10 protein-coding genes are annotated in these 14,782 nt (G+C 66.3%); 4 read left to right on the top strand and 6 right to left on the bottom strand.

Annotated elements, in window-relative coordinates:
- Positions 1-14: 14 nt before the first annotated feature.
- Positions 15-704, top strand: coding sequence for an acVLRF1 family peptidyl-tRNA hydrolase (locus ACIP9X_RS12520; protein ID WP_400480059.1), 690 nt, complete (start codon positions 15-17; stop codon positions 702-704).
- Between the two features lie 89 nt (positions 705-793).
- Here the strand turns inward: ACIP9X_RS12520 and aspS are convergent, their stop codons facing one another.
- Positions 794-2,581, bottom strand: coding sequence for an aspartate--tRNA ligase (aspS, locus tag ACIP9X_RS12515; protein ID WP_400480058.1), 1,788 nt, complete (start codon positions 2,579-2,581; stop codon positions 794-796).
- 95 nt (positions 2,582-2,676) lie between these two features.
- On the opposite strand from aspS, the gene ACIP9X_RS12510 reads away from it, so the two are divergent.
- The gene (locus ACIP9X_RS12510) at positions 2,677-3,948 is read left to right on the top strand and encodes an APC family permease (RefSeq protein ID WP_400480057.1); all 1,272 of its coding nucleotides are present in this window, start codon (positions 2,677-2,679) and stop codon (positions 3,946-3,948) included.
- 57 nt (positions 3,949-4,005) lie between these two features.
- On the opposite strand, the gene hisS is transcribed toward ACIP9X_RS12510, so the two are convergent.
- The gene (hisS, locus tag ACIP9X_RS12505) at positions 4,006-5,358 is read right to left on the bottom strand and encodes a histidine--tRNA ligase (RefSeq protein ID WP_400480056.1); all 1,353 of its coding nucleotides are present in this window, start codon (positions 5,356-5,358) and stop codon (positions 4,006-4,008) included.
- A gap of 259 nt (positions 5,359-5,617) precedes the next feature.
- Between hisS and ACIP9X_RS12500 the strand changes: the two genes are divergently transcribed.
- Both ACIP9X_RS12500 and ACIP9X_RS12495 read left to right on the top strand, forming a co-directional pair.
- Complete coding sequence (locus ACIP9X_RS12500; protein ID WP_400480055.1) at positions 5,618-6,412, top strand: peptidylprolyl isomerase; 795 nt, start codon at positions 5,618-5,620, stop codon at positions 6,410-6,412.
- Positions 6,413-6,482: 70 nt separating this feature from the next.
- On the top strand, positions 6,483-8,150 hold the full coding sequence (locus ACIP9X_RS12495; RefSeq protein WP_400480054.1) for a DUF349 domain-containing protein: 1,668 nt from the start codon (positions 6,483-6,485) through the stop codon (positions 8,148-8,150).
- A gap of 678 nt (positions 8,151-8,828) precedes the next feature.
- Here ACIP9X_RS12495 and ACIP9X_RS12490 read toward each other — a convergent pair.
- The 4 genes from ACIP9X_RS12490 to yajC all read right to left on the bottom strand — a co-directional run bounded on the left by ACIP9X_RS12490 (position 8,829) and on the right by yajC (position 14,646).
- The gene (locus ACIP9X_RS12490; RefSeq protein ID WP_400480053.1) at positions 8,829-11,222 is read right to left on the bottom strand and encodes a RelA/SpoT family protein; all 2,394 of its coding nucleotides are present in this window, start codon (positions 11,220-11,222) and stop codon (positions 8,829-8,831) included.
- 157 nt (positions 11,223-11,379) lie between these two features.
- The gene (gene secF, locus ACIP9X_RS12485; RefSeq protein ID WP_400480052.1) at positions 11,380-12,396 is read right to left on the bottom strand and encodes a protein translocase subunit SecF; all 1,017 of its coding nucleotides are present in this window, start codon (positions 12,394-12,396) and stop codon (positions 11,380-11,382) included.
- Complete coding sequence (secD, locus tag ACIP9X_RS12480; protein ID WP_400480051.1) at positions 12,396-14,153, bottom strand: protein translocase subunit SecD; 1,758 nt, start codon at positions 14,151-14,153, stop codon at positions 12,396-12,398. The genes secF and secD overlap by 1 nt, the downstream gene beginning before the upstream one ends.
- A 109-nt stretch (positions 14,154-14,262) precedes the next feature.
- Positions 14,263-14,646 (bottom strand): preprotein translocase subunit YajC, encoded by a 384-nt coding sequence (yajC, locus tag ACIP9X_RS12475; RefSeq protein ID WP_400480158.1) that lies wholly within the window; start codon positions 14,644-14,646, stop codon positions 14,263-14,265.
- Positions 14,647-14,782 lie beyond the last annotated feature (136 nt).

Genomic DNA, 14,782 nt, shown 5'->3' with positions numbered 1-14,782 from the left:
CAAGGGAATCGGCGATGCCACACAGTGTTACAGCGGGCGGGGATGCGCCGGGCGGTCGCCCGGCCCCGTCCTCGCGGACCGCGTTTGTATCCGGTGACCGGCTGGCCGGCTGGGTGGAGCGGTTCCGGTCGAGTCACGGTGGGCTGGACGTCGAAGACCACGACGACGGCGTGCGGCTGCTCGCCGCCGACGGCGCCAGCGCCCTGCTGCAGGCACCCTGGCCGGCGGACGGCAGACCGGGGCGCGGGCCCGGCCTCGTGGAGCGGCTTGCTTCGCTCGCCTCCCAGCCGCGCAGGATCGGCCTGGTCCTGGTGCGCCGCGGAGGGTACGGTGTGGCCGTTGCCAGCGAGGGACTCATCCTTGCATCCAAAACGGGCTCCAAGTACGTACAGTCCCGGACCGCCGCCGGCGGCCAGTCGCAACAAAGGTTTGCCCGGCGCCGTTCCAACCAGGCCGACGCTATGGTCGAGGCAGTGGCGGAACAGGCCGGGCGTGTCCTCAGCGGAGAGGTCTTCGAGTACGTGGTGCCGGGCGGGGACCGCGCGCTGGCGGACCTGGTCCTCGAACAGCCGGCCCTCAAGCCGTATGCCCGGCTGCCGCGCCTGGCGTACCTCGATGTCCCCGATCCGCGCGCGGCCGTCCTGAAGAAGGCTGCAGCGGACGCGTGCTCGGTGCGGATCACCGTAACGGATCCGCCGGGTTAGCGCGCCGTTTCGACGGTTGCCTGCGCGTTCGACGGCGCACAGGGGCGGAGCGTCGAGTGTGCAGGGAACCGTTGAAGCGGCGGGTGCGGCTACTCGGGCTTCTTGCCTTCGGGCTTCTTGGCCTCGGGCTTGAAGTCGACGCCCGCTTCCTTGCGCTGCTGCGGTGTGATGGGAGCGGGGGCGTCGGTGAGGGGGTCGTGGCCTCCGCCGGACTTCGGGAACGCGATGACGTCGCGGATGGAGTCAACGCCTGCCATCAGTGCAACAACGCGGTCCCAGCCGAAGGCGATGCCGCCGTGCGGCGGGGCGCCGTACTTGAAGCCTTCGAGCAGGAAGCCGAACTTGGTCTGGGCGTCTGCCTTGTCCAGGCCCATGAGCTCAAAGACACGCTCCTGGACGTCGCGCTCGTGGATACGGATGGAGCCGCCGCCGATTTCGTTGCCGTTGCAGACGATGTCGTACGCGTAGGACAGCGCCGATTCCGGGTCCGTGTCGAAGGTCTCCAGGAACTCCGGCTTGGGCGAGGTAAAGGCGTGGTGCACGGCCGTCCATTGGCCGCCGCCCACTGCCACGTCACCGGAAGCCACAGCGGCGGCGGCCGGCTCGAACATCGGGGCGTCGACCACCCAGCAGAACGCCCACGCATTGGGGTCGATCAGGCCGGTGCGGTGGCCGATTTCCACACGTGCCGCACCGAGCAGGGCGCGTGACGGGGTCTTCTCACCGGCGGCGAAGAAGATGCAGTCGCCCGGCTTGGCGCCGACGGCGTCGGCCAGGCCGGCGCGTTCGGTCTCGGTGAGGTTCTTGGCTACCGGACCAGCGAGCTCGCCGTCCTCCTTGTAGAGGACGTAGGCCAGGCCCTTGGCGCCGCGCTGCTTCGCCCATTCCTGCCAGGCGTCCAGGGCGCGCCGTGCCTGGGATGCTCCGCCGGGCATGACAACTGCCCCGACGTAGGGCGCCTTAAAGACGCCGAAGTTGGTGTCCTTGAAGAACCCGGTCAGCTCGGTCAGCTCCTGGCCGAAACGAAGGTCCGGCTTGTCGGAACCGTAGCGGGCCATGGCGTCGGCGTAGGTGATCCGCTGGATGGGCGTCGGGATGTCGACGTCGATCAGCTGCCACAGGGCCTTCACGATGTTTTCGCCGAGCGCGATGATGTCGTCCTGGTCAACGAAGCTCGCCTCGATGTCCAGCTGGGTGAATTCGGGCTGCCGGTCCGCGCGGAAGTCCTCGTCGCGGTAGCAGCGGGCAATCTGGTAGTACTTCTCGAAGCCGCCCACCTGGAGCAGCTGCTTGAAAAGCTGCGGCGACTGCGGCAGCGCGTACCAGGAACCCGGCGCCAGGCGGGCGGGAACCAGGAAGTCACGGGCGCCTTCCGGCGTCGAACGCGTGAGCGTGGGCGTTTCGATCTCCACGAAGCCCTCCTTGTGCAGGAGTTCGCGGGCAACGCGGTTGGCCTCAGAACGGAGGCGGAGGTTGCGGCTGGGGCCGGGGCGGCGCAGGTCAAGGTAGCGGTGCTTGAGGCGGGCCTCCTCGCCCACTTCCACGTGCTCGTCGACCTGGAAGGGCAGCGCCTCCGCGGTGTTGAGGATCACCACCTTGTCGGCCATGACCTCGACCTCGCCCGTGGCAAGAGCCGGGTTTTCGTTGCCCTCCGGGCGCTTGGACACCGTGCCGGTCACCTGCAGCACGTATTCGTTGCGCAGGCCGTGGAAGACCTCTTCCTCCCGGACCACGACTTGGGCAACGCCGGAAGCGTCACGCAGATCGACGAATGCGACACCACCGTGGTCACGACGGCGGCCTACCCAGCCGGCCAGGGTTACGGTTTGTCCAATGTGCTCGGAGCGAAGGGATCCGAGGTCATGTGTGCGCAGCACAGCATTCCTTTCAGAAGGAAGACAGAAGTTTCGTTAGGATCGTTGCGGAAACGATCCCGTCCGAGTTTACCCGCTGGAAAGGCCCCTGCCCCGCCATGACCAAGCATCAGCAGCTGCAGCGCAGGCTGGGTGTGTTCGATGCAACATCCATCGGACTGGGATCCATGCTCGGCGCCGGCGTCTTTGTGGTGTTCGCACCGGCTGCCGAACTGGCCGGGATGCTCCTTGCCGTTTCCATCGTCATCGCAGGAGCCGTCGCGTACTGCAACGCCGTGGCGTCCGCCCAGCTGGCGGCGAAGTACCCGCACAGCGGCGGCACCTACATTTACGGGCGCAAGCAGCTGGGCGAGTGGCCGGGGTTCCTCGCCGGCTGGGGGTTCGTGACCGGCAAAACCGCATCGTGCGCAGCCATGGCATTCACCTTCGGACAGTACGTTGCCCCGGGCTACGCCACGCCTGTCGCAATCGCGGCTGTCGCCGTCCTGACCGGGGTCAATCTCTTCGGCATCACGCGGACCGCCTTCCTGACGCGCATCCTGCTGGGCATCGTCCTGGCCACCCTCGTCTTTGTTGCCGTAGCCAGCGTCATGGGACCCCACCCGGAGAGAGCCGCAGCCTCTGCCGTGTCCGGCGCCGGGCCCGGCGGTGCGGCGGGCGTCCTTCCCGCGGCCGGCCTCGTCTTTTTCGCCTTCGCCGGATATGCCCGGATTGCCACCCTTGGGGAAGAGGTCAGGGATCCTGCGAAGGTCATTCCGCGGGCCATCCTCGGTGCCCTGGCAGGAGCCTTCACCATCTACCTGGTACTGGCATTGCTGCTGCTGGGACATCTACCCCTGGCGCAGCTCGCCGCGTCCCCGGCCCCGCTGCTGGACGCCGTGAAGCACTCCCAGCTCGCCGCCGGCGCACCCTTCGTGCAGGCAGGAGCGGCTGCGGCCTCCCTCGGGGCACTGCTGGCACTCATCACCGGGGTGGGACGCACCACGATGGCGATGGCCAGGGAGCGTGACCTGCCGGCCCCCCTCGCCCGCATCGGGGGACGCCACACCGTTCCGTTCGTGGCCGAACTGGCGGTGGCCGCCGTCGTGATTGTGCTGTTGCTGACCAGCAAGGTCCTCACGGTGGTGGGCTTTTCCAGCTTCGGCGTCCTCATGTACTACGCCGTGGCGAACGCGGCGGCCTACACCCTGACGGAACGTCCCTGGCACGCGCCGAAGTGGCTCAACGCGCTGGGGCTCGCAGGTTGCCTTGTCCTGGCCTTCACGCTGCCGCAGGCATCGGTCCTCACCATGGCGGCCGTGCTGGCGGCGGGCGTGGCGGGACGGGCGGTGGTGCTGCGGCTCCACGGCCGCCGGGGCCGAAGCGCATGAGCGCTTGAGTACTTAAGCGCTTGGGCCCGGCGGCCGAGCGGAACCGACTGTCGCCGCCTACTCCGAAGCAGCCCCGGTGACCTGGACGTACAGGTCCTCATCCGACGGCGTCCAGCTCGCGGGGTCGGCGTCGGTCTGCACGCCGGAGCGGATGTCCTTGACCTGGTGCTTGCCGTCGTCGTCGGTAAACCAGACGAAGGGAATGCCGCGGCGGTCGGCGAACTTGATCTGCTTTCCGAACTTCTCGGCCTTCGCGGCGACCTCGGTGGCGATCCCCCGGCTGCGCAGCTGGGTGGCCACGTCCTGGGCCTCCCCCCAGCTGTCATCGTTGTTCAGCGCGACCAGCACGGCGGTGGGCACTGAGCGGGAGGCCTTCGCGAGGTCCTGGCTCAGGATGCGGGAGACCAGCCGGGTGACGCCGATAGAAAGGCCGACGCCGGGAAACTTCCGGTTGCCCTTGCTCGCCAATGCGTCGTACCGGCCGCCGGAGCAGATGGAGCCGAGCTGTTCGTGCCCCACGAGCACCGTTTCCACGACCGTGCCCGTGTAGTAGTCCAGGCCGCGGGCGATGCTCAGGTCCGCCACCACCTTTCCGGGAGCGTGCTTCACGGCGGCCTCAATGACCTGCTCCAGTTCGTTCAGGCCCTCCTCGAGGAGCTCGTTGTTCACGCCGAGGGACCGGACCTGACCCACGAAGGACGTGTCTTCGGTGCGGATGCCCGCCAGTTTCAGGGCTGCCTGCGCCTGGTCCTCGGTGGCGCCCAGTTCGGTCCTGAGCAGTTCGGCGACCTTGTCCGGGCCGATCTTTTCCAGCTTGTCGATGCTGCGCAGCACTCCGGCGGTGTCGTCCAGGCCGATGCCGCGGTAGAACCCCTCGGCAAGCTTGCGGTTGTTGATGCGCAGGCGGAAGTCCGGAATGGGAAGGGCGCCCAGCGCCTCGGCGATGACCAGCGCGATTTCGACGTCGTAGCGGAACGGCAGGTCGCCGTCGCCCACCACGTCGATGTCGGCCTGGGTGAACTCGCGGGCGCGGCCCTCCTGCGGACGCTCACCGCGCCACACCTTCTGTATCTGGTAGCGCCGGAACGGGAACGCCAGGTAACCGGCGTTCTCCACGACGTAGCGGGCGAACGGAACCGTCAGGTCAAAGTGCAGTGCCAGGGCGTGCGGATCGTGCTTGCCCTTCGATTCGTCGCCTTCATCGTCCTGCAGGCGGCTGAGGCCGTAGACCTCTTTGTCGATCTCCCCCTTGCGCAGCAGCTGGCCCACGGTCTCCACGGCGCGGGTCTCGATCGAAGAGAACCCGTGCAACTCAAAGGTGCGGCGCAGGGTGTCCAGCACATGCTGCTCCACCAGCCGCTCCTCGGGAAGCCACTCGGGGAATCCGGACAGGGAGGCTGTGCGTGCCATGGTGGAGTTTCTCCTCAGGTAACCGACGGCCGGAGTCCGCTGCGCTGAAACATTTGAACCGCCATGGGGGCAAAGGCGGCAGCAGGCGCGGGAGTCCAGGCTGTTCTGCATAAACTAGGTGCGGCAGTCAGTTTATGCTTTCGGCGCGGGCATCTCTAATGCACGCGGCGGGGTTGAGGGCGCTGCCGCCGTGCAGCTGCAGCCGGGGATGCCTTCAGCGGGTGACCCTGGGGGCAGCCCGATTATCGAGGAGGAGCCTGTGGCGGCCAGTCCACGTGAAATGCGTGAAGCAAAGCGGCGCATTCAGCAGATGGAAGCCAAGCGCGCGCTTCGGCGGGACCAGGAGAAACGGCGGAAGCGGGACAACCTCATTGCGGGCGGCGCCGGCGCAGCGGCAGTGATACTCGCCGTCGTCCTCCAACTCTCGGTTTTTTCCGGAAACCCGACCGAAGAGGAGTTCGCCGCGGCGCAGGCAGGGCTGGAATCTCCGTCCCCATCGCCGTCGCCCACCAACGCCCCCAACATCCCAAAGCCTGAAACCGCCGCCGGAAAGGTTTTCACCGGCGAGCTCAGGCTCAACCGGGGCGCGGTTGGAGTGCAGCTGGACGGCAACAATGCGCCCCAGGCCGCTGCCGTCTTCAAATCCCTCGCGGACCAGGGCTACTACAAGGGGGTCAGCTGCCACCGGCTCACCACCGGGGAGAACTTCGGCGTGCTGCAGTGCGGTTCCAAGACGGGTGACGGCCAGGGAGACCCCTCCTACACCTGGGGCCCGCTGGAAAACGCACCGGCCGACGACAAATACCCGGCCGGCACCATTGCGGTGGCCCGCACGGGCGGAAACGCCTACGGCAACGGCACGCAGTTCTTCATTGTGTACAAGGACACGGTCATTCCGCCTGACGCCGCGGGCGGCTACACAATAGTGGGCAAGGTGACCTCCGGACTGGACGTAGTCACAAAGATTGCGGCCGCAGGTCTTAAGAAGGGCGAAAACGCCACAGACGGCGCGCCTGTGGAACCAGTCACGATAGACTCGTTTTCTCTGAAGTAAGAAGCACCTGTCCCCCGTGGATAGGTACGGATTACGAGAGTATCTTCCTCCAAGCGAAAGACTTTTAGCGGTGACAGACAGTCAGAAATCCGACGAAACAGCAGCAGCAGACCTGATTGAGGTTCCGGCTCCTCCGGCCGAACCCGAGGAGGCAGCCGCTGAAGGTACCCAGGCAGAAGAAACGCAGCCGGAGAACACGCCGGAGGAAAACGCTCCCGCGGACAGCGCGCCGGAGGCCGGCGCAGCTGAGCAGGGCGCGCCGCAGCATGACGCCGCTGGGCAGGACGCCCCCGACGCTGAGGCTCCCGCCGCCGACACCGGCGCTGCCGAGGCTCCCGACGCTGAGGTTCCCGCCGCCAGCCCGGCACCCGCTCCGCGCCCGACGCCGGCACCCCGCCCTGCGCCGTCGCCCGCTGCCTTCGCGGCACGCCCCAAGGCGGGCCCCGCTGCACCTGCAGCGCCTGCACCCGCAGCGTCTGCCACGTCGCTCGCGGAAGCTGCGAAGTGGGGCCGTGTCGAAGGCGACGGTCACGTCTTTCTGACGATCGACGGCGAGGAGCACCCCGTCGGCCAGTACCCAGGCGTGAGCGACGACGAAGCGCTGGCCTACTTCGCCCGGAAGTACGACGACGTCGTGGCCCAGATCGTGCTGCTCGAGCAGCGCGTGGCATCCAAGGCGCCCACGACCGACATGCAGAAGACTGTCACCCACCTGCGTGAACAGCTCGCTGAACGGAACATGGTGGGAGATATCCGTTCCGCCGAAGGCCGCCTGGACACGCTGTCCACCCAGATCACCGAGCTGGAAAAGGCCGAAAAGGCACAGCACGACGCCGTGCGCGCAACCGAACTCGCTGCCCGCGAGGCCATCGTGTCCGAGGCTGAGACCATTTCCGGAACGGATCCGGCGCAGATCCAGTGGAAGACCTCCAGCGCCAGGATGAACGAGCTTTTCGAGAGCTGGAAGGCGGCCCAGAAGAGCGGCGTCCGCCTCGGGCGCAGCAACGAAGACGCGCTGTGGAAGCGGTTCCGCGCCGCGCGCACCGTCTTTGACCGGCATCGCCGCGCCTACTTCTCCCAACTGGACAGCAACAACTCGGCAGCCAAGGCCGCCAAGGAGAAGCTCATCGCCGAGGCCGAGGCCCTGTCCTCGTCGACGGACTGGGGCTTCGCGGCCGGCGAGTACCGCCGCCTCATGGACGAGTGGAAGGCCTCACCCCGCGCCAGCCGCAAGGACGACGACGCGTTGTGGGCCAGGTTCCGCGCCGCCCAGGACATCTTCTTCACCAACCGCCAGGCTGCAAACGATGAGATTGACCAGGAGTACGCGGCCAACCTCAGGGTGAAGGAAGCCCTCCTCGAGGAGGCCAACGCCATCCTTCCGGTCAGGGACCTCGGCGCCGCGAAGAAGGCGCTCCAGTCCGTCCGCGACCGCTGGGAGGACGCCGGAAAGGTGCCCCGCGCGGACATGGGACGCGTCGAGGCCGGACTGCGCAGGATCGAGGACGCCGTCCGCCAGGCCGAAGAGGAAAACTGGCAGCGTTCCAACCCGGAGACCAAGGCACGCACCAACAGCGCCCTGAGCCAGCTCGAGTCGGCCATAGCCGGCCTGAAGGAAGACCTGGCGAAGGCGGAGAAGGCCGGAGACCAGCGCAAAATCAAGGCCGCCCAGGAGGCCCTTGACGCCCGCCAGGCGTGGCTGGACCAGATCCAGCGGTCTGCCAGCGAGCTCTCCTAGGATCCCTGCTTTCACCGTTGCAGGCCCCGTTCCGGTTATCCACATAGCCGGGCCGGGGCCTGTTCCTGTTCAGGGCGGTTCCGGCACGATGGCTGGATGAAAGCGTCCGGCATGCGCAGCCCCGACTCCCCCACGCAACTTCTGGATCTTTACGCGCCGGGGCCGCTGTTCTCCTGGCCCGAGCTCCAGTCCATGGCTGCCGACGGCGTGCTGACGCAGCTCTACCAGCACGGCTACACAGCGCCCGGAGTTCCTGCCTCGCCGCAGCTGCGCGCCCGCGCGGCCGCCTGCGCCGTACCGCCGGGGATCCGGCGGCGGGTGGTGGCCGGAAGGATGACTGCGGCCTGGATCTACGGCTGCGCCCGGGAACCGGACCGGCTGGCCCTGCTGGTGGACGCCAAGCGCCGGGTCTCCAGCCTGCGCTCCACCAGGGGCTGCACGCTCCACGAGGTCCGGCTCGGCCCCTTTGACGTTGTCAGCCTGGGCGGCCTGATGGTGTCCAGCCCCTTGCGCACCGCGCTGGACATCGCCCTGCACGTGGAGGCTGAACGGGCAGTTCCCGCCCTGCGGCGGCTCCTCGAACGGCCCGAACTCGACGTGCGCGTGCGGTTGCTGACCCTCGCGGTGGAGGCCTCCCCCAGGCTGCCGCATAAGAAAGCAGCCCTGGAGAAACTGGCCCTAGCTGCGCCGGCTGTTCCCGGTGGTGCGGTACACATCAAACACGCCGTCAATCCTGCGGACAGCACTGAGAACGTGGCTGAGGTACTTGGGGTCGCCCATTTCGAAGGCGAACTTGGAGATGGCCACACGGTCGGTTGATGTGTGGACGCTTGCGGCCAGGATGTTCACGTGGTTCTCGGACAGCACGCGTGTGACGTCCGAGAGCAGGGACTTCCTGTCCAGGGCCTCCACCTGAATCTCAACGAGGAACACGCTGGACTGTGTGGGAGCCCAGTCCACGTCGACGATCCTGTCCGGCTGGTCCTTCAGGCCCGCGACGTTGGTGCAGTCGGTGCGGTGCACGGAGACGCCCGAGCCCCGTGTGACGAAGCCCAGGATGGGGTCGGGCGGCACCGGGGTGCAGCAGCGGGCCAGCTTGACCCACACGTCGCCCACACCGCGGACCACCACACCGGAGTCGGAGAACCGTGCCTTGGTGACCTGGGTGGGGATGCTCACCTCGGTGAGGTCGTCATCCGGGGTTTCGTTCCCGCCGAGCAGATCGACGAGCTTCTCCATGACGTGCTGCGCCGAAGTGTGTCCGTCGCCCACACCTGCGTACAAACCGGAGATGTCGACGTACTTGAATTCCTCTGCCACGGCGGCGAGGGCGTCGTGGGTCATGAGGCGCTGCAGCGGCAGGTTCTGCTTCCGCATGGCGCGGGTCAGCAGCTCCTTGCCGCGGTCAATCGCCTCTTCACGGCGCTCTTTGCTGAACCACTGGCGGATCTTGTTGCGGGCACGGGCGCTCTTGACGAAGTGCTGCCAGTCCTGGCTGGGTCCGGCACCTTCAGCCTTGGAGGTGAAGATCTCCACCCAGTCGCCGTGGTTGAGTTCGCTGTTAAGGGGCACCAGCTTCCCGTTGACCCGGGCGCCGATGGTGCGGTGGCCCACTTCAGTGTGCACGGCGTAGGCGAAGTCCACCGGCGTCGAGCCGGCGGGGAGGGCCATGACCTCACCCTTGGGCGTGAAGACGAAGACTTCCCGCGCGTTGATCTCAAAGCGCAGGGAGTCCAGGAACTCGCCGGGATCGGAAGTCTCCTGCTGCCAGTCCACGAGCGAACGCAGCCATCCCATGTCCCCGTCGCGGGGGCTGCCGGGCCCGGTTGCGGTGCGGTTCGGCTGGTCCTTGTACTTCCAGTGCGCGGCCACGCCGTACTCCGCACGGCGATGCATCTCGTGCGTGCGGATCTGGATCTCAACAGGCTTGCCGCCGGGACCGATCACGGTGGTGTGCAGGGACTGGTACATATTGAACTTGGGCATCGCGATGTAGTCCTTGAACCGCCCGGGCAGGGGGTTCCAGCGCGAATGCAGGGTACCGAGTGCGGCGTAACAGTCGCGGACGGAGTCCACCAGCACGCGCACGCCCATCAGGTCGTTGATGTCGTCGAAGTCCTTGTCCCGGACGATCATCTTTTGGTAAATCGAGTAATAGTGCTTCGGGCGGCCCGTGATGGTGGCTTTGATTTTAGCCACGCGCAGATCCTCGGCGATCTGGTTCCGGATGACGCTGAGGCTCTTCTCGCGCTCCGGTGTCCTGTCGCCCACCATCCGGACGATCTCCTCGTACACCTTCGGATACAGCGCGGCGAAGGAAAGGTCCTCGAGTTCCCACTTGATGGTGTTCATGCCGAGCCGGTGGGCCAGCGGCGCGAAAATCTCCAGCGTTTCGCGTGCCTTGCGGGCTGAGGACTCCGCGGAGACGAAGCGCCATGTCCGGGCGTTGTGCAGCCTGTCCGCGAGTTTGATCATCAGCACGCGGATGTCCTTGGCCATGGCCACGACCATCTTGCGCACCGTCTCGGACTGCGCGGCCTCGCCGAAACTGACCTTGTCCAGCTTCGTGACGCCGTCCACGAGCATGGCCACTTCGGGACCGAAGTCGGCCTTCAGGTCAGCAAGGGTGTACGGCGTGTCTTCGACCGTATCGTGCAGCAGCGCCGCTGCAAGCGTGGTTCCGCTGAGGCCGAGTTCGGCAAGGATCGTGGCGACGGCCACGGGGTGGGTGATGTACGGGTCACCGCTTTTGCGCTTCTGTCCCCGGTGGCTCTGCTCGGCGACAACGAACGCGCGTTGGATGAGGTCGAAGTCCTCTTTGGGGTTGTTCGCCCGGACAGTGCGGAGCAGGGGCTCCAGGATCGGCGAGTAGGTGGCTGTGCTGCGCCCGGTCAGCCTCGCAAGCCGGGACCGCGTGCGTTCGCGGCGCCCCGGAAACGTGGGGCGCACGCCGGAGTTGTCCACCGGCACACCCGGGCCGGGACGTCCGGCAGCCACCAGACCAGTCTGCGGGCCCTGGCCCGGACCGTTATCCCCGGCTGCCTCTGGCGCCGACGTCGAACGTTCTTCCAATGAAGCACCCCTCACGACCCGTTTAATTATTCCAGTCTATTCCCGCCGCAGGCGTGCTCGATAACCGAGGTCGCAACTGAGACTTTGCCAGTCGCGCTGGAAAGCGACGCAAAAGACCGGATGCCGCGGCAACGGCATCCGGTCCTTGTCACTGCTGCTAAGCCTGTGCCGGTTCGGCGGGGGCTTTGGCGCGGGCTTCGGCCCGCCGGTGCTGCACGCGCTTGGCCTGCTTGACCAGCTCGGGTTCGTTCTGCCGCAGCCATGCATACATCGGCGCAGCAATGAAGATGGTGGCTGCGGTGCCGATCAGGATCCCCACGAACAGGGCGAGCGAGAGATCCCGAAGAGTTCCTGCTCCGAGGAGTCCTGCACCGATGAAGAGAATCGCCGCCACGGGGAGGATCGCCACCATCATCGTGTTGATCGACCGCACCAGGGTCTGGTTCACGGCCAGGTTGACTTCCTCGCCGAATGTCCGGCGGGTGGAGGAGTCGATGTCGGCCGTGTTCTCACGGATCTTGTCGAACACCACCACGGTGTCGTACAGGGAGTAGCTGAGCACGGTAAGGAAGCCGATGATGGCCGACGGCGTCACTTCAAAGTCACTCAGCGCATAGACGCCGGCTGTGATGAACATGGTTACCGCCATGCCCGCGATCGCGGACAGGGACATCTTCCAGGTCCTGAAGTACAGCGCCATGAGCACGGTGGCCAGTGCCACGAAGACGACCAGGCCCAGCAGCGCCTGCTTGGTCACGTCTGCGCCCCAGGTGGGACCGACGAACGTGGAGGTCACCTCGTTGTCGGTGACTCCGTAGGCCGTGGTCAGGCCCTCCTTGATTTTGAGGGTCTCGTCATCGGAGAGCTTGTCCGTCTGGATCCGCATGGTGGTGCCGGCGACGTTGGCTACGCGCGGCACGCTGCCCGGAACGACATCCTCTACGGCCTTTTCACCGAGCGCAGCGTCGGTGGTCTTGACGTTGGAGACGGTGAATTCCGAGCCGCCCCGGAACTCGATGCCCAGGTTGAATCCGCCCTTGGCCACCGGGATGAGGATCGACAGGGCAACGCCCGCGAGGGCGATCAGGAACCAGAGCTTCTTCTTACCGACAAAGTCATAGGAGCGCTTTCCGGTGTACAGCTCATTGCCGAAGGTCGCAAAACTCTTAGCCATTACTTGGTCTCCTTGTTGGCGCCCTTGGAGGAACCCGCAAGCTGCTGCTGCTTTTCCGCGAGGCGTCGTTCTGCAATCGTCATCCGGCGTTCCGCCTCAGCGGAGGCTCCGGTGTTCTTGGCGCGCACGGCCACCGGCTTCTCCTCCGGGGTCCGGATCCTGCCGGCGCCCCTGTACAGCGGCACGGCGCCGAGGCGTTCGGGGTCCAGGCCGGAGAACCGGTGGCCTTCGCCGAAGAACCGGGTGCGGGCCAGCATCTGCAGCGTCGGGTGCGTGAACATGAACACCACGATCAGGTCGGCGATGGCGGTCAGGCCGAGCGTGAACGCGAAGCCGCGCACGTTGCCGACGGCGACGAAGTACAGCACGAGTGCTGCGAGGAGGTTGACCGCCTTGGAGGCCAGCACAGTCCGCTTGGCGCGCTTCCAGCCGTTCTCCACGGCAGACACGAGGCCGCGGCCTTCACGGAGTTCGTCACGGATGCGCTCGAAGTAGACGATGAAGGAGTCGGCGGTCTGACCGATGGCGACGATGATGCCGGCAACGCCTGCCAGGGACAGACGGTAGTTTTCCGTCCAACCGAGGATCGCGATCGCCAGATAGGTGAGGATGCCGGCCACCACCAGCGAGGCGATGGTGACAAGGCCCAGGACCCGGTATTGGAACAGGGAGTAGACAACCACCAGCAGCAGCCCGATCAGGCCTGCCAGCAGACCCATCCGCAGCTGCTCACCACCGAGGGTCGCCGAGATCTGCTGCTCGCTCTGGATGTCGAAGCTGATGGGCAACGCGCCGAAGCGCAGCTGGTCGGAGAGTGTCTTCGCCGACTGCTCGGTGAATCCGCCGGTGATCTGCGGACGGCCGTCGGTAATGACAGCCTGGGCCCGCGGAGCGGAGATGACCTGGTCGTCCAGGACGATGGCAAACTGCGACTTCGGGTCGGTTCCCGTTTCGCCGCCGGCCGCCAGGTAGAACTGGTGCAGCCGCTCGGTGACCGTCTTGAATTTCGCGGTGCCCTCGGCGTTGAACTGAATGTTGACGGCCCACTCGTTGGTGACGGCACCCTGGACACCCTGCTGGAGCTGGAACGTGGAGCCCTGGATCTCGACACCCTTGACCTCAACCGGGCCCAGGATGTATTTGATGGCCGGCTGCTCGTCCGTGGCCGGCTCGCACGTGACCAGCGGCTTGGCCGGATCCGAGCGCTCCTGCTTGTCCGTTGCAGGATTGGCGCAGTCCAGCGCCTCGAACTGCTTGTAGATGTCCGCGGTGATCCAGTTCGAATCACTGCCGTTCTCCGGCTTGGCCGTGGGCTTGGGGAGCTGCGCGGCAGGCGTGCGCTCCTCCGCAGGAACGGGCGTGCCGGGGCCGTTGAGCAGGACCGGGCGGAAGTTCATGTCGGCTGATGCCTGGATCAGTGCGCGGGTCTCGGACGACGGCGTGCCCGGGAGGCTCACCACGACGTTCCGGCCCGACTGGGTGCTGATTTCAGCTTCGGCAACGCCAGAGCCGTCGACGCGCTGGCGGATGATCGCGACAGCCTGGTTGAGCTGTTCCTCGTTGATGTCGGAGCCGCCCTCCACCTTGGGCGCCAGGATCATCTGGGTGCCGCCTTCAAGGTCCAGGGCAAGCTTGGGAGTCCAGCTGGCCTGCCCGGCCATGGTGCCGCCTGCGAGGACGGCGGTCATGACAGCCAGAATTACGCCAAGCCAAACCAACACCCGGATGGCTGATTTCTTGTGGCCAGTTCGTGCCATTGTCGATCTTTCTATTTATACGGAGGAGCCGCCGGTGCGGGCTGGACGCCCGTCCCGACGGCGGGCCGCTGCCGAAGAGAGTGCTGCGCGGCGCGGACGCGCCTGCGGATCAGATGTCCTTTTTGCCTTCGTCGTTGAAGCGCTTCAAGGTTTCATCCGGAGTTTCAGTCGCGGCCGGAGTGCTTTCGTCCCGGTCGACAGTGAGGGACGAAGCGTCATCCGGAACGGGAGTGGTGCCTGCCGCGGGCTCCACGATCTTGGTCACGGCCTGGCGGTGAACGCTGGCAAGGTTGCCGGGAGACAGTTCCAGCACCACCTTGTTCTCTTCTTCATCGATCGAAACGATGCGGCCGAACAGGCCGAAGCTCGTCATGACCTCGACGCCCGGAGCGAACTGCGACTGGAGGGCAGCCTGCTGCTGCTGGGTCTTCTTGTTCCGGCGGAACATCATGAAGATGAAGATGCCGAGCATGACGAACAGCAGGATGGACATGATGTCGATCCCGCCGCCGGCCTGAGGCTGGGCCTGGGCAGTGATATTTCCGAACACAGGAAAGTTCCGTTCTGTACTTGCATAGCTGGTTGACGGCAGCGTCCGTTTCGTCCCGCTGCCGGCCCACACTCATGGC

Origin of the sequence: Arthrobacter sp. NPDC093125, assembly GCF_044754225.1 — a bacterium.
In the GTDB taxonomy this organism is placed as follows: Bacteria; Actinomycetota; Actinomycetes; order Actinomycetales; family Micrococcaceae; genus Arthrobacter.
This window is presented reverse-complemented; position numbering and strand designations above follow the sequence as displayed.

What these genes read in the sequence shown, in the direction of transcription:
- yajC (WP_400480158.1), bottom strand. Translation starts at nt 14,646, where the DNA reads ATGTCCATCCTGCTGTTCGTCATGCTCGGCATCTTCATCTTCATGATG.
- secD (WP_400480051.1), bottom strand. Translation starts at nt 14,153, where the DNA reads ATGGCACGAACTGGCCACAAGAAATCAGCCATCCGGGTGTTGGTTTGG.
- ACIP9X_RS12510 (WP_400480057.1), top strand. Translation starts at nt 2,677, where the DNA reads ATGACCAAGCATCAGCAGCTGCAGCGCAGGCTGGGTGTGTTCGATGCA.
- secF (WP_400480052.1), bottom strand. Translation starts at nt 12,396, where the DNA reads ATGGCTAAGAGTTTTGCGACCTTCGGCAATGAGCTGTACACCGGAAAG.
- ACIP9X_RS12520 (WP_400480059.1), top strand. Translation starts at nt 15, where the DNA reads ATGCCACACAGTGTTACAGCGGGCGGGGATGCGCCGGGCGGTCGCCCG.
- hisS (WP_400480056.1), bottom strand. Translation starts at nt 5,358, where the DNA reads ATGGCACGCACAGCCTCCCTGTCCGGATTCCCCGAGTGGCTTCCCGAG.